This is a genomic window from Amycolatopsis lurida (assembly GCF_900105055.1).
Classification (GTDB): Bacteria; Actinomycetota; Actinomycetes; order Mycobacteriales; family Pseudonocardiaceae; genus Amycolatopsis; species Amycolatopsis lurida.
In genome coordinates this window covers 3,823,299-3,844,637 of the sequence record NZ_FNTA01000004.1, presented here as the reverse complement: position 1 = coordinate 3,844,637, position 21,339 = coordinate 3,823,299, and the positions used below count along the sequence as shown (strand labels likewise).

The following is a 21,339-nucleotide window of genomic DNA, read 5'->3' as shown; positions in this document are numbered from 1 at the left end:
GCGGTGAGGAAAAGAGGACGCATGCGGTTTCGGAATTCGGTCGCGCTCGGGCTGGCGGTGCTGACGCTCGGCGGCTGCACGTCGGTCGTCGGAGGAACCGCCTCGCCGGTGCCGGGACAGGGGCCCGTCATCACGAAGGCCGAGCCGTGCAAGCTGCTCTCGCAGGAGCAGGCGGAAGCCATCGGCGTCACCTTCCCCGGCAAGGAACGCCCGGCGGACAAGGCGCGGAAGGTCCCCGGGACCTGCCGATACCCGGAGCTGGAGGACGCGCCCGACGGGGTCACGCTCGAGGTGTCGCAGAGCTTCGACCTCCCGCTGGTCGAGTACGTCAATGGCGCTCTCCCCGGCGAGAAGTTCGGCATCGGCGGGTTCACCTGGACCCGGTACGCGTCCATCTTCGGCCCGAGCCACTGCTCGCTGATGACCGAACTCGATCCGAAGACCTTCGTCGAGATCACGAGCGAGGCCCCCGGCGAAGACGTCACCAAGGCCTGTGACCTGGCGAAGGCCGCGGCTCCCGCGGTCGCGTCCCACCTGCCCGGCGGACAGCCGAGCCCGCCGCTCACCGCGCCCCCCGGCCAGAAGCCGATCGAGCCCTCCGGCCCGCTCATGACCGTCGATCCGTGCTCCTTGCTCAAACCGGAGCAGGTGACGCCGTTCAACCTCCAGGCCGCGCGGCCGATGAACGGTTCGTCGAGGGATCCGAAGAACGGCTGCCAGTGGGACGACAACGACGGCGACAAGGGCAAGAAGGCCCTCGACCTGTGGCTCTACACGGCGACGAAACTCGAGGACGTCCCCGGCCTCGACGGCACCCCCGTCGAGCAGATGGTGGCGGGCAAGAAGTGGTTCGTCTATTCGAGCCCGGACAGCCCGATCTGCGTCGCGATGCTGCCGGTCACGGAGACCTCCTCGGTCAAGGTCGACACCGGTGACCTCAGCGACAACGCCAAGGCCTGCGAAATCCCGCAAGCCGTGATGCCGCTGGTGACCGGGAACCTGCCCGCTTTCTAGCCGTTCAGTTCGTCGGCGATGTGCTTCGCGATCTCCAGCGCGCTGGTCGCCGCCGGTGAGGGCGCGTTGAGGACGTGCACCTGGTCGCGCGCGGTCTCGATCAGGAAGTCGTCGACGAGCGCGCCGTCCGGGCGCAGCGCCTGCGCGCGGACACCGGAGCCGTGCCGCACGATGTCGTCCTCGGTGACGGCGGGGACGAGCCGAGCGAGGCTTTCGGCGAAGCGACGGCGCGAGAACGACCGGCGGACCTCGTCGAGCCCGGTCGGGTACGCGTACTTGCGCGCGAGCCGCCAGACGCCGGGGAAGCGGGCGACCTCGGCGAGATCCTTCGCCGAGATGTCGCGCCAGGTGTAGCCCTCGCGGCGAAGCGCGAGCACGGCGTTGGGGCCGGCGTGCACGCTGCCGTCGAGCATGCGGGTCAGGTGCACGCCGAGGAACGGCAGCGACGCGTCCGGGACCGGGTAGATCAGGCCGCGCACCAGATGGCGGCGTTCCGGTTTCAGCTCGTAGTACTCGCCGCGGAACGGCACGATCCGCGCGCTCGGGGTCAGCCCGGCGAGCCGCGCGACGCGGTCGGCGTGCAGGCCCGCGCAGTTGACGAGGGCGTCCGCGTGGATCACGTCGTCACCGGTCGCCACCTCGACACCGCCGGTGCGGCCCGGGCGGATCCCCAGTGCGGGCGTGCCGAGCCGCAGGTCGGCGTCGGATTCGTCGAGCAGCCGCACCAGTGCGGTGCAGACGGCGGGGAAGTCGATGATGCCGGTGGACTCCACGCGCAGCGCGGCGACGCACGAGACTTCGGGCTCGTACTCGCGGGCCTCGCTCGGGGTGATCAGTTTCGCCGGGACGCCGTTCTCCTCGGCGCGTTCGGCGAGCACTTTCAGCGCCGGAAGCTCCGCTTCGGAGGTGGCGACGACGAGTTTGCCGCAGACCTCCACCGGCACCCCGTACTGCCGGGCGAAGTCCACGATGGACCGGTTGCCCGCGCTCGCCATCCTGGCCTTGAACGAACCGGGCTTGTAGTAGAGCCCCGCGTGCACGACGTTCGAGTTGTGCCCGGTCTGGTGGGCCGCCCAGTGGTCCTCCTTCTCGAGCACCGTGACGTCCAGACCACGTTTGGTCAGCTCCCAGGCGGTGGCGAGACCGACGATCCCGCCTCCGATGACTACGACTGTGCGCACGATCGACCAGGTTACCCGGAGCGCTACCTGACAGCTGTCAGGTTCGGTGGTACCATACCTAACCGATGTCAGGTAAGCGCTTGAGCAGGGAAGAACGCCGGGAGCGGATCCTCGCCGCGGCGGCGCGGGTGTTCGCCGCGTCCGGCTACGACGCGGCCGGGATGCGCGAGGTCGCGACGGCCGCCGGTATCAGCACGCCCGTGCTCTACGACCACTTCCCGTCCAAGGCCGCGCTCTATGCGGGGCTCCTGGAGTCCGAAGTGGACAGTCTGCAGGCGGGCTGGGCGGAGCTGCCGCCCTCGGATACCGCCGAGGAGCTGCTGCGCGGCCGGGTGGCGGCGATCTTCGCCTGGATGGAGACGAACGAACGCGGCTGGCGGATGATCTTCGCCGAGACGCCGTCCGACGAGGCGGTCGCCGAGGTGCACCGGCGCGGGCAGGCCAGGGCCACGGGACAGCTGACCGAGGTGTTCGCCCGCGTCCCCGGCCTGGCGCTGACCGCCGATCTGCCGCGCGACCGCGCGAACGAAGCGCTCGCCGAAGCGGCGAAGAGCGCACTGAACGCCATCGCCACCTGGTGGTGGAGCAACCGCGACATCCCGCGGGAGCAGGTCGTCGCGCTCACGGCGGACCTGTTGTGGCGCGGGCTGGGGAACCTGATCCAGGAGGACATATGAGCATCGACACCGCCGAGCGGTACCGCCGCGCCCTCGAGACCCGAGACGTCGAACTCGCGCTGAGCGCCTTCGCGCCGGACGCCGTCGTGCGGTCGCCGTTGACGAGCCGCGTCCGGTTCACCGGGCACGCGGAACTCCGGCCGTTGCTGGAGGTCGCGTACTCGCATCTGCGCGACGTCCGGTTCCACACCGACACCGGCGACGAGGCGACGCGGGTCGTCGTCTACACCGCGCGTATCGGCGGCGAGGAGATCGAAGAGGCGGCGGTGCTGAAACTCGGCGAAGACGGGCTCATCGCCGAAGTGACACTGTTCGTCCGGCCCCTGCCGGGGCTCGTCGCGCTGATGGACGCCTTCGGCCCGGACATCGCGCGCCGCAACGGCCGCACGTTCGCGGCCCGGCTGCTCGCGGTGGCCGCGAAACCCTTGCTGGCCATGGTCCGGTCCGGCGACAAACGCGCGGTCCCGCTCGCCGGCCCGCGGCGCTGAAGGACGCTTTCCCCGCATCTCATGCGAGGAAAGCGCCCTTCGCCGCGTCCTATGTGGTGAAGGGGCCTTTCAGCCCACCGGGACCGGAGCCGGAGCCGGTTCGTCCTCAGGATCCTCAAGGACCTTCGGCACCCCGCGCAACGTGAACAGCACGCTGACCGCCAGCAACGCCATCAGCCCCGCCGAGCACACCATCGTCACCTGCAACCCGTCGACGAACGCCGACTTCGCGCTGGCCAGGACCAGCGCGCCTTGGTCCGGTGGGAGTTGCGCCGCGACCTGGACGGCGCCGCCCAAGGTGTCCGAAATCGTTTCGGGTGGCACGCCCGGCGGGACGACGAGTTCGCTCCGGTACAGCGCGCCGAGCACACTGCCGAGGACGGCGATCCCCAGCGCGCCACCGAGTTCGGTCGCCGTCTCGGAGATCGCCGACGCCGCGCCCGCCCTGGCCTTCGGCACGACGCCGAGCACCGTGTCCGTCGCGACGGTGAGGATCAGCGCCAGACCCACCCCGAAGACGATCATCGCGGCGAGCAGGTCCGTGTAGACGATCGTCACGGCGACGCCCGAGTACAACGCGAAGCCGACCGCCGAGAGGGCACAGCCGAGCGCGATCGTGGCGGCGCGGCCGAAGACCTTGATCCCCAGCGGGGCGAGCACACCGCCGAGGATCGCGCCGCCCATCCCGGGCAGCCCGGCGAGCCCGGCCTTCAGTGGCGACCAGCCCGCCACCAGCTGCAGATACTGCGCGAACATCAGGGAGACCGCGAGCTGCGCGAACATCGCCAGGATCGTGGTGCCGACGGTCGCCGAGAACGCCCGCTGGGCGAACAGCTTCAGGTCCATCAGCGGTTCGGCCAGCCGCGGCTGCCGCAGGACGAACGCCAGCAGGCAGCCGAGGCCGAGCACGGCGGCGACCACGACGTCCCAGTGTCCCCAGCCCTTGTACGCCACTTCCTTGATCGTGTAGACGATCCCGACCATGCCGACGAGGGAGAGCAGCACGCTGGGCACGTCGATGCGATGGGACACCGGGTTCTTCGACTCGGGCAGGATCAGCGCGCCCGCGATCACCATGACCACCACCACCGGCACGTTGACCAGGAACACCGATCCCCACCAGAAGTGGTCGAGCAGGAACCCGCCGACGAGTGGCCCCATGCCGAAACCGAGGATCGTCAGCCCGCTCGAAATCCCGATCACGGCCGCGCGTTCCTTGCCGGTGAACACGTTCCGCAGGATCGACAGCGTCGACGGCATCAGCGTCGCGGCGGCGATCCCGAGCAACGCGCGGGCGGCGATCAGGAGTTCCGCCGTCGGCGCGTACGCCGTGATCACCGAAGCGACACCGAACAGCGACGCCCCGATCAGCAGCAGCTTCTTCCGCCCGACCCGGTCGCCGATGTTCCCCATCGTGATCAGCAGCCCGGCGAGCGCGAAACCGTACGCGTCGGCGATCCACAGCAGTTCCGTCGTCGACGGGTGCATCTGTTCCGAAAGCGACGGCAGCACCAGGTGCAGCACGGTCAGGTCGATCGCGATCAGCAGCTGCGCCAGCACGCAGACCGCGACGATGCCGATCTTGCGGCCCTTGCCGATGGTCACCGTGAAACGCCGAACGTGAGTTCCGGCGTGTGCCGCGCGGTGCCGTTCTCGCCGTCACCCAGGTAGAACCGGGTGCTCAGCGTCCGGGACGACGGGTCGAGGACGCTGCGCCACAACGTCCGCCACGGCGCACCGGGCTCGACCGCGAAGGACACCGCGTCGAGCGCGTCGCGCGGCCCGGCGTCCGCTTCCTTGGTGACGGTGCGAAGCCGTTCGTAAGTGCGCATGGTCTCCGGGGTGTCCTCGGGCAGCGCGTCGAGATCGGGATGACGGTGCAGCAGGTGGTTCGTGACGCACAGCGGCCCGTCGGCCACCTCGACGAAGTACTCGACGTCGTGCGCTCCGCGTTCGTACACGAAGCCGCGGCCGGAGGCGTCGGCGACGATGTAGTGGCAGGGCGCGCCGTGCGCGTACTGCTTGGCGAGCATCAGCGCTTCCTTGGCCTCGTCGACGGTTTCGCAGGTGTCCAGCAGATACCGGCACACCTGCAGCACCGACAGGCCCGCCTGCGGACCGTGCTCCAGCGGCATGGCCGTCTCGACCTCGGCCATCAGCAGGGTGACGACGAGTCCCGCTTCGTTGACCCCCTCCGTGGCACCGTCCATTGTGGACATCGTGAGGGACGTCGAGGCGATGCCGTCGTCGGGGATCGTCGTCAGGACGTAGGGCCGTGACGCCATCGGCACGGTCCCGTCGTCGAAGGGTTCCTCCCCGGCCAGCACCGCACCCAGCTGAGTCCAGCTCATGGTGAAGAAGTCGTAGTTGCGGCCGAGTTCGCTCCCCGTCCACAGCGCCGAACAGCCCGAGCCGGCGGGCAGGGCGCTCGCGTCGTCGAACGAGACCGCCGCGTCGGCGGGCGACCCGTGGGCTTCGGCGAACCCGGCGGTGCGCTCCGCGTACTGCGGCCAGTTCCGCGCGAACCAGGTACGCCGCGCCTTGGCCACGATCGGATCGAGTGACGGCGGCGACCAGTCCGAGCGCGCCTTCACCTCGGCGCCGAGGGCATGGCCGATTTCGGCCTGGGAGCCGCGCAGCGTCAGATGCCGCACGGCGAGGAAGTCTTCGGGAGATCCCGCTACGTAGGTCATGTCCTGGAGGGTGTCCGCCGCCGCTGACCGTCCACGCACCAAGCGCTGTCAGTGGGGCGGTGCTTGTCATCGGAATGTCATGTCATCCGCGCGAAAGTGGTCCCACCAGGCAACGACAAGCGAGGGAAACCATGCTCAGCAACAAGGTGTACATCATCGGCGGGGCCGTCCTCAGCGTCCTCTTCGTCGCGCTCGCGATGATCGAGTTCTCCACCGGCTACCCGGACGACGGCCTGCAGGACCTGCTCTACGCCGCCGTGAGCGCCGGCGCCGGCGTGCTGCTGTACGTCCTCGACCGCCGCCAGCGTGAGCGTCGCGCGGCTGCCGAAGCACAGCGTGACGCCCGATGAGGAACATCGACGGCGGCTTCCTCGCCGCACCCGACCAGGCCTCCCTCGAACGCCGCGAACGAGACGTGCGCAAGGGCAAGCTCGCGCTGATGCTGGCCGTCGTGGGCGGGTTCGTCGCGCTGGTCGCCGGCTACAACGTCGTCGCCGACTTCTCCCCGGTTTCGCTGGTGGTGACGATGCTCGCGCTGGCCGCCGCGATCGGCGGCGGGCTGCTCACCAAACACCTGATGCGTACCGTGCGGTTCCGGGTGCACAAGCCGAACGCGGGACTGGTCGGCGCCGCGAAACTGACCGGGATGGTCGTGGCCGTTCTCGGCTTCATCGCACTGGTCGGCTCGCTGGAAGGGCCCGGCGTGCTGCGGATCATCGCGATCGCCGTCGGCTGCGCGGCCATCGGCTACGTGAAGTCGCTGCACGACCAGCAGTGGGTGCTCTTCGAACTGGACGCGGTGGGCGTCCGCGTCGAGCGGACGGTCGTGCCGTGGCGGGACGTCACCCGGCTCACCCTCGACCCGGTCGGTCCCGGGATGACCCGCCTGGGCGCGGTCCCGGTCAACGCCGCACCGCTGTACGTCGCGGTCCAGGACACCGAACTCGACCAGCGGCTCCTCGCCGAGGCCGTCGGCCGCTTCGCGCCGCAGGGCACGCAGCTGACCCACGCCTAGGCCAGCTGAGCGGTGCCCCGCAGGCCGAGTCCGCGGCGGTAGGCCCGGTCGAAGTCGTCACCGAGCCGCTCCCGCACGGTCGTCCTGAGCAGGGCGGCGTCCAGATCGACGGCGAACGGGGTGCCCCGGATGGTCACCGCCGCGCCGATCAGGATCGCCGCCCGCTCGGCGTCGCCCCGCACCAGCGCGACCCCGGCGAGACCCTCGACGGCGCAGGCCATGGTGATGCTGTCGTGCCAGCGGTCCGCCGACGCCAGCGCCAGCCGGTGCAGTTCCTCGGCCCCGTCGACGTCGCCCTCGGCGGCAAGTACCCAGCCGAGGGAGATCTTCGCGCCGGCCCGCACCCCTTCGGCCGCGAACGAACCACCGGGACACTCCGCGAGAGCGCGTTCGCTCAGCGCGCGGGCCGCCGCCAGATCGCCCTCGTGCCGGGCGAGGAGCGACAGCCCCACGTACCCGGCCGCCCGGCTTTCGGGCATCCCGGCGCGGCGCGCGATCTCGATGGCGAGTTCGAAATCCGCTCGCGCGCCCGCCGCGTCGCCGCGGAGCAGTTTGCTGCCGCCTCGACGGCACAGCAGGTCGGCGTTGTCGTCGGACGCGCCGAGCTCCCGCATCAGCCGCAGGGCCTCGTTCATCGTTTCGAGCGCTTCGGCCTGCCGGTTCGTCCAGATCAGGATCTGCGACAGATGGTCGAGGGCCATGGAAAGGCCCCAGCGTTCCCCGAGCGAGCGGAACGCCTGCGCCCCCTCGAGCAGAAATTCCTCCGCCGTGCCGAGGTCTCCCTGCATCAGCGCGCGGAGGCCGTAACCGGTCGGCGCGAGGGCGAGGCTCCAGGCGTCACTGTTCGCCAGCAGCACTCGGCTGCGTTCGATCAGCGCGTCGTCGTCACCGGGTGGTCCGGTCACGACGCCCATCAACAGCAGCAGCGCCGGGTTCCGGGGCGCCTTGACGAGGCTCAGCATGAGGCCGTCCACGAGCGGCAGGTGCCGGTCGAGCGCCTCGTGGCCCCGCAGTCCCGCGGCGGCGGTGAGCACGCAGAGCTGGTAGTCCTCTTCGAGCCCGTCCGGCGCCCGCTCCCCGAGCCGTTTGACCACTTCCAAGCACAGCGTCGAGCCCTCGAAGCGGCGACCGCGCATCCACCAGTACGTCACCAGCGAAGCCGAAAGCCTCAGCGCGATCCGCACGTCGGATTCGGCGGCCCAGCGCAACGCGGCCAAGAGATCGTCATAGGCGGCGTCGAGCCGATCGAGCCAGACCAGTTGCTCGCCGGTGCGCAGCAGCGGATCCGCTTCCTCGGCCAGTGCGAGGAAATGCTCGGCGTGCGCGCGCCGCAAGTGCTCGGTTTCGCCCGCTTCGGCGAGCTTTCCGGCGAAGAAGGCGCGGATGGTCTCGAGCATCCGATACCGGTCCCCGGTGCGCTCGACGAGCGATCTGTCCACAAGGGACGGAAGCAGTTCCGCGATGTCCGGCACGGCGCAGACCGCTTCGGCGTCGGCCAGGGTCGTGCCGCCCGCGAAAACGGTCAGCCGCCTGGCGAGCAGGCGTTCGTCCTCGTCGAGCAGATCCCAGCTCCACTCGACGACGGCGCGCAGGGTGCGATGACGGCTCTCGGCGACCCGGCTGCCCCGCGAAAGCAGGCCGAACCGGTCGTCCAGCCGGGCGGCGATCTCGCCGACCGGCAGGGTCCGCACCCGCGCGGCGGCGAGTTCGATGGCCAGTGGCAGCCCGTCGAGCGCGGCGCAGACCCGCTGGACGTCGCCCGCGGTGCCTTCGTCGACCGTGAAGCCCGGATCGCCCGCTCGTGCGCGGTCGGCGAACAGGCGGACCGCGGCGAACTCCAGCGACTCGGCGGGCGGCGTGCCCGGCGGCGGCACGGCGAGCCGCGGCACGGGAGAGACGACTTCCCCGGTGATGCCCAGCGGTTCGCGGCTGGTGGCGAGCACCCGCAGCGCGGGGGCCGCGCCGAGCAGCCGGGCGGCCAGTTTCGCGGCGGCCTCGACCAGGTGCTCGCAGTTGTCGAGCACCAGCAGGACCGCGCGGTCGGCCAGCGCGTCGATCAGCCGCTCCAGCGGCGCGTTCTCCACCGGGGCGGTGACCGTTCCGAGCGGGACCGTCCGCAGGCCGAGCGCGGTCAGCACGGCGTGGGCGACGTCCGCGTTTTCGGTGTACGGAGCGAGCTCGACGAAGACCGCGGGGAGGTCTACGGCGGCCGCCGTCTCGATGGCCAGCCGCGTCTTGCCCGCCCCGCCCGGTCCGGTCAGCGTCACCAGCCGTGAACTCTCCAGCCTGCCGAGCAGGTGCCGGAGATCGCCTTCACGGCCGATGAAGCTGGTGAGCTGCGCGGGCAACGCCGTGGTCTCGATGGGCGCTGGCTTGACCGGTGGCGTCTCACCGCGGAGCACGGCCAGATGCGCTGCGGTGAGATCGGGGCCGGGGTCGGCGCCGAGCTCGTCGGCGAGTACCCGGCGGGCGTCCTCGAACGCGGTGAGCGCGTCGGCCTGCCGTCCCGCGGCATGCAACGCGCGGATCAGCAGCGCGCGGGGCCGTTCCCGCAGCGGCTGCTCGTCGATGACCTCGCGAAGCTCGGCGAGGACTCCTTCGTGCCTTCCCAGCTTGAGTTCGGCTTCGGCGCGGTCCGCGATCGCCGACGTCTTCAGCTCGTTCAGCCTGGTGACCTGCGGGTCGCGGAACGGCGCATCGGTGATGTCCGCGAAGGCCGGGCCACGCCAGAGCGCGAGAGCGTCGCGAAGCAGTTCCGCCGCCTTCGCGGCGTCTCCCGCCCCGAGAGCGCGCCGCCCCTCGGCGGCGAGCCGCTCGAACCGGTGCACGTCGACGTCGTCGGGGTCCACGGCGAGCCGATAGCCCGCCGGGCTGAACTCGACGGGCGCGAGCTCCTTCAGCGCGCCGCGTAGCCGCGAGACCTGCGATTGCAGCGCGTTCGCCACGCCTTCGGGCGGCTGCTCGCCATAGAGGCCGTCGATGAGCCGCTCCGCCGGGACGACCCGGCCCGCCTCCAGCGCGAGCAACGCGAGCAACGTCCGCACCCTGGGCCCGCCGATCGGGACGGCGGTGCCGTCGTCGCGGCGCACCTCCGTCGCCCCCAGCACGCGGAATCGCATGAGTTAGAGATTAGGCATGGAAGCGCAGCTTCTCCGTTGAGGGCGGTGGCGGGGGCATGGATGGACCCAGGGCGTCATTGACCTGGGCGGATTTAGCCCGCCCGAACTACGCCGATCGGCGTCTATACACTTCGCCGGGTCCCCACGCAATGGGAGAGGGCTACGGGAGAGGGTAGGAAGAATGTCTGAGCTCGAACCCGTGGTCCTCGGTCAGCCGACTGTCGGCGACGAAGAACTCGCCGCCGTGGCGGAGGTCTTCCGGTCCGGCTGGCTGGCCGGTGCCGGCCCCGCGTGCCGCCGTTTCGAGGAACGCTTCGCGAAGATCGTCGGCACCGCGCACGCCCTGACCACCAGCAACTGTGGCTCGGCACTCTTCCTCGGGCTGCGTGTGCTCGGCGTGAAGCCGGGCGACGAGGTCATCGTCGGCGACTACACGTTCCCCGCCACCGGACACGCCGTGCTCCAGGCCGGCGCGACCCCGGTGTTCGCGGACATCCGCCCCGACGTCTGGAGCGCCGACCCGGCGTCGATCGAAGCCCTGATCACCCCGCGCACGGTCGGCATCCTCGCCGTCGACGTCGCCGGGCAGCCCGGTGACTTCGACGAGTACCGCGCCATCGCCGACAAGCACGGCCTGTGGCTGTTCGAGGACGCCGCCTGCGCCGCGGGCGCGACGTACAAGAGCCGCCCGGCAGGCAGCCTCGCCGACCTGACCGCGTTCTCCTTCCACGGCCGCAAGGGCATCACCGCGGGCGAGGGCGGCGCGCTGGTCTCGGACCGCGAAGACCTCATCGCGCACGCGCGCAAGCTGCACACCTACGGCATCGAGCCCGCCATCACCCGCGAGGGTTCCGGCGCGCTCCCGATCCCGGAATTCCACGAGCTGGGCTACAACTTCCGGCTCTCGGACGTGCAGGCCGCGATCATGAACGTGCAGCTGGACCGGCTCCCGGACCTGCTTTCGGCCCGCCGTTCGGTGGCCAAGCGCTACCACGAGGCGTTCGAGAACCTGCCCGGTCTCGACGTCCCGGTGGAACTGCCGGACCGCGAGCACCCGTGGCAGGCCTACATCCTCACCGTGGCCCCGGAGATCGACCGCGACGCGCTCGCGCTGCGGATCCGCGAACAGGGCGTGCAGTGCAACTTCGGCACCTACGCCTCGCACCTCCAGCCCATCTACGGCAAGAAGCAGACCTTGCCGGTATCGGCGGACCTCTTCGCCCGTCATCTCGCCGTCCCGATGCACGCCAACCTCACCGATGCCCAGGTCGACCGGGTCATCGGGACCGTCAGCGCCGCACTGCCGAGCTAGGAGAGAAATGCCCGACAAGAAGGTCTTCTTCACCGGGGGCGGCGGTTTCATCGCCGCGCACGTCATCCCGATGCTGATCGAGGGCGGCTACACCGTCCGCGTCTTCGACAACATGACCCGCGGCGACCGCGCCCGGATCAACGAGTTCGTCGCCACGGGCAAGGTCGAGCTGGTCGAGAAGGACGTCCGCTACGGCGGCGCCGTGCGCGAGGCCATGCGCGGCTGCACGCACGTCATCCACTTCGCCACCGTGTCGATCAACAAGTCGGTCGCGGACCCGCACGAGTCCATCGACATCAACATGGTCGGCAACCACAACGTCTTCGCCGCCGCGGCGGACGAGGGTGTCGAGCGGGTGGTGTTCGCCTCGACCGCGTCCGTCTACGGCGACCCGAAGCGGCTGCCGATGCACGAGGACGACGAGCTCAAGCCGCTCACGCCGTACTGCATCTCGAAGCGCGCGGGCGAGGACATGCTCGGCTTCTACGAGCGCACCAAGGGCCTGTCGTGGAACGCGCTGCGGTTCTTCAACGTGTACGGCCCCGGCCAGAAGATCGAGGCCTACTACACGTCGGTGATCAACCACTTCATCCAGCGCCTGCGCGCCGGCCGGCCGCCGGTGATCGACGGCCGCGGTGACCAGTCGATGGACTTCGTGCACGTCACGGACCTGGCCCGGGCGGTCGTCGCGGCGCTCGAGTCGGAGCAGGCGAACCTGCCGATCAACATCGGCACCGGGATCGACACCTCCATCGCGACGCTGGCGCGGATCCTTATCGACGCCGTCGGCGTCGACGTCGAGCCCCAGTTCAACGAGCGGGAGGTGCTGGTCTCGCGCCGCGCCGCGGACATCACCCGTGCCCGCGAGGTCCTCGGCTGGGAGCCGAAGATCACCGTGGAAGAGGGCATGCGCGAACTGGTGAAGGCCTCCGAGTGAGTGCCGGGCCAGGGGAGAACCGCCCCATGCGTATCGCAGTGGTGAACAACTTCTTCCCGCCTAGGGTGGGCGGAAGCGCGCACATGGCGGCGTCCCTGGCCGAGCAGTACGCGGCGCGCGGGCACGAGGTGCTCGCGATCACCGCCGCCTACGCCGACGCCCCGGCCGACGAGACGAAGGACGGCTACCGCGTCGTCCGCCTGCCCGCGGTGAAGATGCCGCAACTGGGCCTGTCGATCGACTTCGACATGAGCTTCGCCTCGCTGCGGCCGGGGAACTGGCGGCGGCTGTGGAAGCTGCTGGACGAGTTCAAGCCGGACGCCGTCCACCTGCACGGGCAGTTCTTCGATCTGTCGTGGCTGGCCGGGCTGTACGCGCGGCGGCACAAGCTGCCGATGCTTCTGACCATCCACACGCTGCTGATCAGCGACAACAAGCTGTACGGCGGCGTGTTCCGGTTCCTGGACAGCGTGCTGGTGAACCCGATCCTGCGCTATCTCAAGCCGCGGTACGTCATTCTCGACAAGCTCGGTGTCGACTACTGCGTCGAGCGCTACGGCACGAGCGACGCGAACTCGGACTACTTCCCGATCGCCGTCGACACCGGGAACTTCGAGAAGCCGCTGACTCTCGATGTGCGGGCGGAGCACGGTCTCGGTGACGGTCCGGTGATCGTCTCGCTCGGACACGTGATCCCCCTGCGCAACCGGCTCCCGCTCGTCGAGGCGCTTCCGTCCATTTTGGACAAACACCCCGGCGTGAAGGTGCTCGTCGTCGGGCGCGTCTACCACGACGTCTTCCTGAAGCGGGCGGAAGAACTCGGCGTCGCGGACGCCGTCATCGTCACCGGTGCCGTGCCGAAGGCCGACGTCCCCGCGTACTTCGCCGCCGCCGACATCGTCACGCACGACCTCAACGGCGGCTGCGGCACCGCGTCGCTGGAGGCGATGCTTTCGGGCACCGCGACCATCGCGTCGGTCAGCGAGGACAACTACCCGGGCATCGAACTGCGCAACGGGGAGAACATCCTGCTGGTGCGGCCGGACGACAGCGAGGCGGTGGCGAACATCGTCATCGACTTGCTCGACGACCCGGAGAAGCGGGCTTTGGTGGCACAGCGGGAAAGCGCGATGGTGCGGGCCAACTTCGGCCTCGACGTCGTCGCCGAAGAACACCTGCGTACCTTCGAGAAACTGGTGACCGAGGCCGATGTTCTTCGATGACGAGCGCAGCAACCGGCTGCGCCCGCAGATCCTGACCGAACTCGTCTCGCAGTACATGAACGACGCCGAGCGCGCTCGGTTCTACGGACTGCCGGAGTCGACGAGGGTCCGCGAGCGGGTCAAGATCATCAGCCCGGAGAACCTGAAGATCGGCGAACACTGCTGGATCGGCGAAGGCGCCGCGCTCGACGCGAGCGGCGGGCTGGAGATCGGCGAGCACACCAGCATCGGGCTGAACACGCTGATCTTCACGCATTCCAGCTGGCTCGCGAACATGACGCTGCAGAACCACTCCGGCAGCGACCTCATCGAGCGCAAACCGGTGAAGATCGGCAAAGGCTGCTTCATCGGCGGCCTCGTGGTGATCATGGCGGGTGTCACGATCGGCGATTTCGCCACCGTGCAGCCGAATTCCGTGGTCGCCAAGGACGTCCCGCCGCGCACCCTGGTCGCGGGCAACCCCGCGCGCGTGTTCCAGAAGTACGACGACGAGTACATCCAGTCCGAAGTGGAGCGGGTCCGCGCCGAGAACGCGCGGCGGCGGGCGCTGGCCGAGGAACGCGGGGACACCCCCGGCTCTTGGGGTGCCCCGGCGGGCGACTTCACGGAGTAGCCCGGGGCGGTCGGCGAGCGTGTCGTCCATCCAGCCACGCGAGACCCGCCATCCGCGGCGAAGATCAGGCCGGAGACGGGTCCCCGAGCCGTCCGCCGATATTCGGCGACATCGACGGCACCGGCCACCCCTTCTCCGGAAGAAGGGTGCAAGGACCAGGCTGACCACGGCGTTGTGCCGGCACGTGTACTTGGTGATGCCGTCTTCTTTTCTTCACTGCGGCCTCTTGCTGACCGTCCTTCTGCCGAACCGCCGTGACCTTGGCCGGTGAGGTGGGCGCCGGTGGAACCGGCGGCGGGCTCGCCGCTACAGGCGGTGACCGACAAGTGCTTGGCGACGATCAAGAGCACCCAGGCTCCTCTCCTTCGGTGAAAGGTGGCCGAACTGCGAAACGTCGGACTCACAAGGGGCGACCAAGGACGAGCTTTGCTTCTCCGCAACTCCTCACCGTAATGATTTACTACTTTCCGTGGTGATACGTTCTTCGGGGAACCGTGGGAAGATGGTCTGGTGATCACCGGCGAAGGAGGAGTTCGATGAGTGTCGTGCAGTGGCCTCACCGCCTCCTGACGCTCGACGACTGGGCCGCGTTGCCGAAAGACCCGGAACACCGCGCAGAAGTCGTCGAAGGAGTGCTGGTCGAGGCCCCCCGGCCGATGTCGTTCCATCAGCTCGCGGTCACTCGCCTGGGCTACTTGCTCAACGAACAGCTGCCTGAAGCGCTTATGGCTCTTTCTGAAGCCGAGTTCATTGTCTCGGAACTTCCGTTGACGGTTCGCGTACCGGACGTTCTCGTCGCGGCGACGGAGCTCGTGGAAAGAAACCCGGCACGATACGCGGCTCAAGACCTGCGGCTGGTCATCGAGGTCCTCTCCGAGGGCACCGTCCGCACCGACCGGGTCACCAAGTTCTCCGAATACGCCGAAGTCGGCATCGAGCACTACTGGATCGTCGACCTCGAAGAACCGGCGAGCATGACCACCTACCGTTTGATCGACGGCGAGTACGAGAACTTCGGCGAGCACACCGGCAAGGTGAGTCTCGACTTCGACGGAACCCCGCTCACCTTCGACCTCGACGCGCTGACCACCCGGCACGCGCAGCGCCCCTGATCGCGCTCACGAGCGGGAACCACCGCACCGTGGCATCCGGCTACTAGGCTCGGGCGGGGAGTTCCCGCTGAGAAGGGTGTCAGATGAGGTTCAAGCGGTTCGGCGCGTCGTTGCTGGTCGCCGGGTTGGCCCTGATGGGCGCCGCGACCCCGGCGATGGCCCATTCGGAGCTGAAGAGCAGTGACCCGGCCAGGGGCGCTTCGCTGACGACACCGCCGACACAGATCAAGCTGACCTTCTCGGGGCCGGTCACCCTCGCGGACGACAACCCGATCCAGATCACCGGACCGGAGAACGCGTCGTGGACGGTCGGCCGGGCGGAGGTCGCCGACACGGTCGTCACGGCGCCGGTCCAGGCCGTCGGGCCGGCGGGCGAGTACACCCTCCGCTACAAGGTGGCCTTCGACGATTCGCATGCCGCGAGCGGCTCGGTGAAGTTCACCCTCAGCGCCCCGGCTGCCGCCCCGAGCCCGTCGAGCCAGGCCCCGGCCGCCGGCCAGGCCCCGGCGAGCAGCGCCTCCCCGGCACCGCAGGCGGGTGAGACCACTCCGGAAGGCCTGGTGCCGGCCTGGGTGTGGATCGTCCTCGCGGTCGCCGTGGTCGTGGCCGGGCTCGTCGTCGCGCTCCGGTTCACCCGCCGGAAGGACTGAGCGGTCGAGGCAACCTTTCCTGTGGCCAACCGTCGAACGGAGATGAGGACCAGGGTGGCTCGCGGCGATGACGAGTTCGTCGAGTTCGTGCGGAACTCGGCGAACCGTCTTCAGCATGCCGCCTACCTGCTCACCAGCGACCGTCATCAGGCCGAGGACGCCACCCAGACGGCGCTCGCGAAAACGTATGCGGCCTGGTCGCGCGTACGCCGTAAAGACGCGTACGCGTACGCGCGACAGGTCCTCGTCAACCATGTGATCGACGGCTGGCGGCGCCCGATCCGGGAGAACGCCACGGAGGACATCCCCGAGCAGCCGAGCGGCTTGGACGTCGCCGGCGCCGTCGTCCAGCGGAAATGGCTGCTTGACGCGTTGCGTACGCTCACAGACCGGGAAAGGGCCGTCGTGGTGCTCAGGCATTTCTTCGATTTGAAGGAATCCGACGTGGCCGGCGAACTGGGTGTCTCGATCGGCACCGTGAAGAGCACCAACTCCCGCGCCCTGAGCAAGCTGCGGATCACCGCGGAGGACGGAACGGAACTGATCGGGGGGCTGGGACGATGACCGACCTCGAGACGCTGCGTTCGGCATTGCGGGAACCGCCTGCCGAGGACTTCGCCGAACCCGACCTCGGCGCGATCATGACCAAGGGCAGGCGGATCCGCCGTCGCCGCCGTCTCGCGACCGGCGCGGGCGGGGTCGCCGCCACTCTGGTGACGGTGCTGGTCATCGTCGGCGCGGTCGCGCTCAAGGGCTCGTCCCCCGAACAGCAGCCGCTTCCGCCCGCCGCGAGCGCGCCCACCCCACCGTCGGCGTCGGCCCCGGCCCCGGCGCCGGCTCCGGCCCCGGCGATCACCGAGGCTCCGTCGGAACAGCCTTTCGGGGAGGCGATCCCGCTCGGGATCAAGGGTGAAGACGGCCGTGAGCTGGTGATCCACGCCTTCGCGATCGACGAGCCGCAGATGGCGGACGTCAAGTTCGGCCTGCAGGTCGCGTACCGCAACCGGGCCGGCGACTACGACGCGCTCTTGGCCGCCAACGAATTCAAGGGATCCGACCGGTCGTTCGGTTTCCACGCCGTGGACGGCGGCGACCTGATCCGGGGCACGTTCGTGCCGGTGTTCGGCTACTTCTCGGGTCCGGCGGCCCGGATCACCAGTACCGTCCGCGGGAAACCGGTCGAGGCCAGGGTCGTCCCGTGGAGCGAGGACCCGTCGGTCGTCATCTTCTGGTTCGACCCAGGCCAGGTGGAGTCTCCGTACGTGCTCACCCCCCTCATCGCGTACGACGCGCGGGGCCAGCGCCTCACCAAATGATCAGGCCGCGGCCTGCGTCAGCACTTGGTCGACGACGGCATGCGACGGAAGGATCAGGTCCCGCTCGGTGTCGGCGTCGACCTTGCCTTCGAGCAGATCGGCGAACCGGTCCAGCTGCGTCGCGAGCGGCTCGCGCGCGGTGACCAGTTCCGGGATCTCGATGACGGTCTGCTGACGGTAGCCGAGACCGTCTTCGGTGACCGAGTCGTGCGAGACGTGGCGGTAGATGGTGACGTCGCGGCGAAGCAGGTCGATCTCGATCATGCGGTCCAGTTCGGACACCCAGAGCGAGCGGACCTTGCGCTGGCCGAGGCGGGACGCGGAAACCGTGGCGAGCCCGGATTCGAACGACAGCACCGTCTCGATGGTGTCCTCGGCGCCTTCGACGGAGCTGGGGTGGAAGTAGCCCGCGCCGGAGGCGACCCGCTGCGGGGTCGCGCCGCCGAAGAACTGGATCGCCAGGTCGACGTCGTGCACCAGCAGGTCCCACGCCACACCGGTCTTGATCCGCGGCGCGTACGGGCCGTGGCGACGGGCCATCAGGTGGATCGGCTCGTTGACCAGCGCCCGCGCGGTCATCACGGCCGGGTTGTAGCGCTCCAGGAGCCCGCACATCAGCGGGACGTCCTTCTTCGCCGACAACGAGACGATTTCCTGGGAGAACTCGAAGCTGTTGCACACCGGCTTCTCGACCAGCATCGGCTTGCCCTGGCCCAGGATCTCCTGCGCCAGCTCGTAATGCGCCTCGGTGGCCGAAGCGAGCACGACGGCGTCCACATCGGACAGAGAGCCGATTTCGGGCGTCCACTGGGTTTCGTAGCGGTCGGCGACCTTGCGTCCCGCCTCTTCACGCGGATCGATCACCCGGACGAGGTCCACGCGCTCGTTCGCGGCCAGCACACGGGCGTGCAGCGAGCCCATGTTCCCGGTGCCGATGAGGGCGATCCTGTGGGCGGTCATGCGCCGAGTGCCTCGCGGACGGTTTCGATGATGGTGTCCAGATCGGACTCGGAAAGGTACGGGTGCACCGGCAGCGAAAGCGCCTGCGTGACGATGGACGACGCCACCGGGAAGTCCTCGACACGCGCGTCGGGGATCTGCGGATGGTTTCGGTAGCACTCGTAGTCGAAGACGATCTTCGGGTAGTAGATCCCGTTGCCGATGCCCTTTTCGGTGAGGGCGGCGGCGAGTTCGTCCCGCGAGAGGAAGGCGTGCGGGCCGACCAGCACCGTGTACTGGTGCCATACGTGTTCGCGGCCCGGCAGGACCCGCGGGACGTCGAGGCCCGGGGTGCCGGCGAGGCCCTCGGTGAGGCGCTTCGCGTTGGCCTGGCGGGCCGCCGTGAGCTGGTCCAGCTTCTCCAGCTGCGGGATGCCGACGGCGGCGTGCAGGTCGGTCATCCGGTAGTTGTGCCCGGCGACCTCGTACTCGTAGCGGGAACGCATGCCCTGGTTGCGCAGCACACGCAGGCTGTCGGCCAGCTCGTCGTCGTCCGTGGTGATCATGCCGCCCTCGGCGGTGGTCACGTTCTTGGTGGCGTACAAGGAAAAGCAGCCGATGCCGAAGGAGCCGGCCTGCTTGCCCTGGAACGACGCGCCGACGGCCTGCGCGGAGTCCTCGATGACCTGGAGCCCGTGCTCGGCGGCCAGCGGCGCGAGCTTGCCCATGTCCGCGGTCTGCCCGTAGAGGTGCACGGGCATGAGGACCTTGGTGCGGTCGGTGATCGCCGCGGCCGCGGCGTCCGGGTCGATCGCGAAGTCGTCGCGCCGGATGTCGGCGAAGCGGACGGTCGCGCCGGCTTCCAGGATCGCGTTCAGGGTCGCCACGAAGGTGAACGGCGAGGTGATGACCTCGTCACCCGGCCGCAGGTCGAGCGCCTGGATGGCGGCGACCAGCGCGGTGGTGCCGTTGTTGACGGCGATCGCGTGTTCGGTGCCGGAAACGTTCGCGAACGCGTCCTCGAAGCGCTTGACCATCGGTCCCTGTGCGATGACGCCGGATCGGAGCACCTCGACGACGAGGTCCTCCGCGTCACGGACGTCGACCACGGTAATGGGGATCATCTGCAAGTCTCTCTCGACGGGGCGTTCAGGTGCGTCCGGTACGGTGAGCTGCCGTTTCTGCGCCCGGCCGCCCGCGCTGGCGCGCGCCACACGTTACCGGGACCGCCGAAGCGCCCAATACCCCAGGCTGCCTCCAGCCACGACGAACGGAACTCACGTGGTGAACCGCATCCACCCGACGGCAGTCATCGGCGAGGGTGTCGAGCTCGGTGAAGACAACGTCATCGGACCGTTCACGGTCATCGTGGGCCCCACGCGTATCGGGGACGGCAACTGGATCGGCCCGCACGTGACCATCGGGACCCCGGGTGAGGACCGCGGCCGCGAGCACCCCGCCGCCTGGGAGACCCCGCCGAACGGTGATCCCGATCACGACGGCCACGGAGTCGTCGTCGGCAGCCGGAACCGGATCCGGGAGTACGTCAGCGTGCACCAGGGCACCTGGCGCACCACCTCCCTCGGCGACGGTGGCTATTTCCTCCGCGGCTCTCACATCGCCCACGATTGCATCGTCGAGGACGCCGTCACGGTCGCTTCGAACGTCGTCACCGGCGGCCACTGCCACATCTGGTCCGGGGCGAACCTGGGCATGGGCGCGATCCTGCACCAGCGGGTCGTGGTCGGCCCCGGCGCGATGGTCGGGATGAGCTCCGCGGTCCGCAAGGAGGTGGGCGCGTTCACCATCGCCGTCGGCAACCCCGCGCGGGTGACCGGCGTCAACACCGTGGGGTTGTCCCGCCGCGGACTGGACGAGGCCACCATCGAGGCACTGGGGCCGTGGCTGAAGGGTAAGGGCGGTCTCCCTGAGGACGGGCTGGCCGATCGGCTGCCCGGCGACCTCTCTACCTTGGTGAAGGCGTGGGACGCCCGTCCACGCGTAGAGCATTAGGAGTACGGACATGGCGGAAGTCGCCGGCAAGCTGCGTGAGGTCTTCGTCGAGGCGCTGGACCTCGACGGCGATGTCGATGTCGAAAACCTGAAGTACCGCGACATCGAAGCCTGGGACTCGGTCGGTCACATGGCGCTGGTCGCCGCCATCGAGGACGAGTTCGATGTGGAGTTCGACACCGACCAGGTGATCGACATGTCCAGTTTCAAGGTCGCCGTCGACATGGTGACCGATCTCCAGTCCAAGTGATGCTGGAAGGCAGGATCGCCCTGGTCACCGGGGGGACCCGGGGTATCGGGCTGGCCACCGCGCGGGCGCTCGCCGAGGCCGGCGCCACCGTCGTCCTGACCGGCCGTGACGAGGCGAAGGCCAAGGAAGCGGCCGCCGCGGCGGGGGCCGCGAGCGGGCTCGCCCTGGACGTCACCGACGCCAAGGCCGTGTCGACGCTGGTCCGCGGCGTGGCCAAGGAGCACGGCAAGCTCGACATCGTGGTCGCCAACGCCGGGATCATGGAGGACGCGCTCCTCGGCATGATCCGCGAGGAACTGGTCGACACCACGCTGAGCACGAACGTCGCCGGCACGCTGCACACCGTCCAGGCCGCGGCCAGGGCGATGATGCGCAAGAAAACCGGCGCCATCGTGGTGCTGGCCTCGATCGTCGGCGAGCACGGCAGCGCCGGTCAGACGGTGTACGCGGCCTCGAAGGCGGCGGTGGCGAACATCGCGCGTTCGGCCGCGAAGGAACTCGGCCGGTCCGGGATCCGGGTCAACGCGGTGGCACCCGGCGTCATCGACACCGACCTGACCTCGGGCCTGACCGAGGAGGCCAAGGCCGAGAACATCGGCAAGACCCCGCTCGGGCGGCTGGGGACCCCCGAAGACGTGGCGAACGCGATCCGGTTCCTCGTCAGTGACGACGCTTCCTTCATCACCGGGCAGGTGCTGGGCATCGACGGAGGCTTGGTCCTGTGATGAGGGCGCGTGCGGCCGCCCTGCCGGACCGATCGCGGTCGGAAATCGGTCGGAGGATTGAT

The 21,339-nt window shown here is 69.4% G+C and carries 22 protein-coding genes; 16 read left to right on the top strand and 6 right to left on the bottom strand.

From position 1 onward, the window contains the following. The first annotated feature begins 21 nt into the window (after positions 1 to 21). Positions 22 to 1,014 (top strand): DUF3558 family protein, encoded by a 993-nt coding sequence (locus tag BLW75_RS23210; RefSeq protein WP_034309710.1) that lies wholly within the window; start codon positions 22 to 24, stop codon positions 1,012 to 1,014. On the opposite strand, the gene lhgO is transcribed toward BLW75_RS23210, so the two are convergent. After that, positions 1,011 to 2,267: an L-2-hydroxyglutarate oxidase gene (gene lhgO, locus BLW75_RS23205; protein WP_338399991.1), complete on the bottom strand. Its 1,257-nt coding sequence runs from the start codon at positions 2,265 to 2,267 to the stop codon at positions 1,011 to 1,013. The two genes, BLW75_RS23210 and lhgO, sit on opposite strands and share 4 nt — an antisense overlap. Positions 2,268 to 2,275: 8 nt before the next feature. Here lhgO and BLW75_RS23200 point away from each other — a divergent pair, with 8 nt between their 5' ends. After that, complete coding sequence (locus BLW75_RS23200; protein WP_034309713.1) at positions 2,276 to 2,872, top strand: TetR/AcrR family transcriptional regulator; 597 nt, start codon at positions 2,276 to 2,278, stop codon at positions 2,870 to 2,872. Then, a complete protein-coding gene (locus BLW75_RS23195) occupies positions 2,869 to 3,360 on the top strand; it encodes a nuclear transport factor 2 family protein (RefSeq protein WP_034309715.1) in 492 nt (163 codons plus the stop codon). Before BLW75_RS23200 ends, BLW75_RS23195 begins: the two co-directional genes overlap by 4 nt. 69 nt (positions 3,361 to 3,429) lie before the next feature. Here the strand turns inward: BLW75_RS23195 and BLW75_RS23190 are convergent, their stop codons facing one another. Together BLW75_RS23190 and BLW75_RS23185 are read right to left on the bottom strand one after the other, a co-directional pair. After that, positions 3,430 to 4,965: an MFS transporter gene (locus BLW75_RS23190; RefSeq protein WP_034309717.1), complete on the bottom strand. Its 1,536-nt coding sequence runs from the start codon at positions 4,963 to 4,965 to the stop codon at positions 3,430 to 3,432. Next, positions 4,962 to 6,053, bottom strand: coding sequence for a C45 family autoproteolytic acyltransferase/hydrolase (locus BLW75_RS23185; protein ID WP_034309719.1), 1,092 nt, complete (start codon positions 6,051 to 6,053; stop codon positions 4,962 to 4,964). Before BLW75_RS23185 ends, BLW75_RS23190 begins: the two co-directional genes overlap by 4 nt. A 131-nt stretch (positions 6,054 to 6,184) precedes the next feature. Between BLW75_RS23185 and BLW75_RS23180 the strand changes: the two genes are divergently transcribed. Next, complete coding sequence (locus tag BLW75_RS23180) at positions 6,185 to 6,403, top strand: hypothetical protein (protein WP_034309721.1); 219 nt, start codon at positions 6,185 to 6,187, stop codon at positions 6,401 to 6,403. Beyond that, complete coding sequence (locus tag BLW75_RS23175) at positions 6,400 to 7,068, top strand: hypothetical protein (protein WP_034309723.1); 669 nt, start codon at positions 6,400 to 6,402, stop codon at positions 7,066 to 7,068. The genes BLW75_RS23180 and BLW75_RS23175 overlap by 4 nt, the downstream gene beginning before the upstream one ends. Here BLW75_RS23175 and BLW75_RS23170 read toward each other — a convergent pair. Then, positions 7,065 to 10,187, bottom strand: a complete 3,123-nt coding sequence (locus BLW75_RS23170) for an ATP-binding protein (RefSeq protein ID WP_034309725.1) — start codon at positions 10,185 to 10,187, stop codon at positions 7,065 to 7,067. The genes BLW75_RS23175 and BLW75_RS23170 overlap by 4 nt on opposite strands. Before the next feature lie 181 nt (positions 10,188 to 10,368). Between BLW75_RS23170 and BLW75_RS23165 the strand changes: the two genes are divergently transcribed. From BLW75_RS23165 to BLW75_RS23130, 8 genes are all read left to right on the top strand, one after another. Next, entirely contained in the window at positions 10,369 to 11,499 is a 1,131-nt protein-coding gene (locus BLW75_RS23165) for a DegT/DnrJ/EryC1/StrS family aminotransferase (RefSeq protein WP_034309727.1), read from the top strand. Positions 11,500 to 11,506: 7 nt separating this feature from the next. Continuing rightward, a complete protein-coding gene (locus BLW75_RS23160; RefSeq protein WP_034309728.1) occupies positions 11,507 to 12,436 on the top strand; it encodes an NAD-dependent epimerase/dehydratase family protein in 930 nt (309 codons plus the stop codon). 26 nt (positions 12,437 to 12,462) lie between these two features. Then, the gene (locus BLW75_RS23155) at positions 12,463 to 13,659 is read left to right on the top strand and encodes a glycosyltransferase family 4 protein (protein WP_034309731.1); all 1,197 of its coding nucleotides are present in this window, start codon (positions 12,463 to 12,465) and stop codon (positions 13,657 to 13,659) included. After that, positions 13,646 to 14,272: an acyltransferase gene (locus tag BLW75_RS23150; RefSeq protein ID WP_034309733.1), complete on the top strand. Its 627-nt coding sequence runs from the start codon at positions 13,646 to 13,648 to the stop codon at positions 14,270 to 14,272. The genes BLW75_RS23155 and BLW75_RS23150 overlap by 14 nt, the downstream gene beginning before the upstream one ends. A 536-nt stretch (positions 14,273 to 14,808) precedes the next feature. Beyond that, entirely contained in the window at positions 14,809 to 15,384 is a 576-nt protein-coding gene (locus BLW75_RS23145; RefSeq protein WP_034309736.1) for a Uma2 family endonuclease, read from the top strand. A gap of 83 nt (positions 15,385 to 15,467) precedes the next feature. Further along, entirely contained in the window at positions 15,468 to 16,034 is a 567-nt protein-coding gene (locus BLW75_RS23140; protein WP_034309738.1) for a copper resistance CopC family protein, read from the top strand. Between the two features lie 54 nt (positions 16,035 to 16,088). Further along, complete coding sequence (locus BLW75_RS23135) at positions 16,089 to 16,598, top strand: SigE family RNA polymerase sigma factor (RefSeq protein ID WP_034309740.1); 510 nt, start codon at positions 16,089 to 16,091, stop codon at positions 16,596 to 16,598. After that, complete coding sequence (locus BLW75_RS23130) at positions 16,595 to 17,350, top strand: hypothetical protein (RefSeq protein ID WP_034309743.1); 756 nt, start codon at positions 16,595 to 16,597, stop codon at positions 17,348 to 17,350. The genes BLW75_RS23135 and BLW75_RS23130 overlap by 4 nt, the downstream gene beginning before the upstream one ends. On the opposite strand, the gene BLW75_RS23125 is transcribed toward BLW75_RS23130, so the two are convergent. Both BLW75_RS23125 and BLW75_RS23120 read right to left on the bottom strand, forming a co-directional pair. Next, entirely contained in the window at positions 17,351 to 18,310 is a 960-nt protein-coding gene (locus tag BLW75_RS23125; RefSeq protein WP_034309745.1) for a Gfo/Idh/MocA family protein, read from the bottom strand. It abuts the gene before it with no gap. Beyond that, complete coding sequence (locus BLW75_RS23120; protein ID WP_034309905.1) at positions 18,307 to 19,413, bottom strand: DegT/DnrJ/EryC1/StrS family aminotransferase; 1,107 nt, start codon at positions 19,411 to 19,413, stop codon at positions 18,307 to 18,309. Before BLW75_RS23120 ends, BLW75_RS23125 begins: the two co-directional genes overlap by 4 nt. Before the next feature lie 157 nt (positions 19,414 to 19,570). On the opposite strand from BLW75_RS23120, the gene BLW75_RS23115 reads away from it, so the two are divergent. Genes BLW75_RS23115 through BLW75_RS23105 form a run of 3 tightly spaced genes read left to right on the top strand, consistent with a single transcriptional unit; the run spans position 19,571 to position 21,277 of the window. Further along, positions 19,571 to 20,302, top strand: a complete 732-nt coding sequence (locus BLW75_RS23115) for an acyl-ACP--UDP-N-acetylglucosamine O-acyltransferase family protein (protein WP_034309747.1) — start codon at positions 19,571 to 19,573, stop codon at positions 20,300 to 20,302. A gap of 10 nt (positions 20,303 to 20,312) precedes the next feature. Beyond that, positions 20,313 to 20,552: an acyl carrier protein gene (locus BLW75_RS23110; protein ID WP_034309750.1), complete on the top strand. Its 240-nt coding sequence runs from the start codon at positions 20,313 to 20,315 to the stop codon at positions 20,550 to 20,552. Then, positions 20,552 to 21,277, top strand: coding sequence for an SDR family NAD(P)-dependent oxidoreductase (locus BLW75_RS23105; RefSeq protein ID WP_034309752.1), 726 nt, complete (start codon positions 20,552 to 20,554; stop codon positions 21,275 to 21,277). Before BLW75_RS23110 ends, BLW75_RS23105 begins: the two co-directional genes overlap by 1 nt. The last annotated feature ends 62 nt before the right edge of the window (positions 21,278 to 21,339 follow it).

Coding starts and splice junctions, on each gene's coding strand:
- BLW75_RS23210 (WP_034309710.1), top strand. CDS start 22: ATGCGGTTTCGGAATTCGGTCGCGCTCGGGCTGGCGGTGCTGACGCTC.
- BLW75_RS23195 (WP_034309715.1), top strand. CDS start 2,869: ATGAGCATCGACACCGCCGAGCGGTACCGCCGCGCCCTCGAGACCCGA.
- BLW75_RS23185 (WP_034309719.1), bottom strand. CDS start 6,053: ATGACCTACGTAGCGGGATCTCCCGAAGACTTCCTCGCCGTGCGGCAT.
- BLW75_RS23180 (WP_034309721.1), top strand. CDS start 6,185: ATGCTCAGCAACAAGGTGTACATCATCGGCGGGGCCGTCCTCAGCGTC.
- BLW75_RS23175 (WP_034309723.1), top strand. CDS start 6,400: ATGAGGAACATCGACGGCGGCTTCCTCGCCGCACCCGACCAGGCCTCC.
- BLW75_RS23170 (WP_034309725.1), bottom strand. CDS start 10,187: ATGCGATTCCGCGTGCTGGGGGCGACGGAGGTGCGCCGCGACGACGGC.
- BLW75_RS23165 (WP_034309727.1), top strand. CDS start 10,369: ATGTCTGAGCTCGAACCCGTGGTCCTCGGTCAGCCGACTGTCGGCGAC.
- BLW75_RS23160 (WP_034309728.1), top strand. CDS start 11,507: ATGCCCGACAAGAAGGTCTTCTTCACCGGGGGCGGCGGTTTCATCGCC.
- BLW75_RS23155 (WP_034309731.1), top strand. CDS start 12,463: ATGCGTATCGCAGTGGTGAACAACTTCTTCCCGCCTAGGGTGGGCGGA.
- BLW75_RS23150 (WP_034309733.1), top strand. CDS start 13,646: ATGTTCTTCGATGACGAGCGCAGCAACCGGCTGCGCCCGCAGATCCTG.
- BLW75_RS23145 (WP_034309736.1), top strand. CDS start 14,809: ATGAGTGTCGTGCAGTGGCCTCACCGCCTCCTGACGCTCGACGACTGG.
- BLW75_RS23140 (WP_034309738.1), top strand. CDS start 15,468: ATGAGGTTCAAGCGGTTCGGCGCGTCGTTGCTGGTCGCCGGGTTGGCC.
- BLW75_RS23130 (WP_034309743.1), top strand. CDS start 16,595: ATGACCGACCTCGAGACGCTGCGTTCGGCATTGCGGGAACCGCCTGCC.
- BLW75_RS23125 (WP_034309745.1), bottom strand. CDS start 18,310: ATGACCGCCCACAGGATCGCCCTCATCGGCACCGGGAACATGGGCTCG.
- BLW75_RS23120 (WP_034309905.1), bottom strand. CDS start 19,413: ATGATCCCCATTACCGTGGTCGACGTCCGTGACGCGGAGGACCTCGTC.
- BLW75_RS23110 (WP_034309750.1), top strand. CDS start 20,313: ATGGCGGAAGTCGCCGGCAAGCTGCGTGAGGTCTTCGTCGAGGCGCTG.
- BLW75_RS23105 (WP_034309752.1), top strand. CDS start 20,552: ATGCTGGAAGGCAGGATCGCCCTGGTCACCGGGGGGACCCGGGGTATC.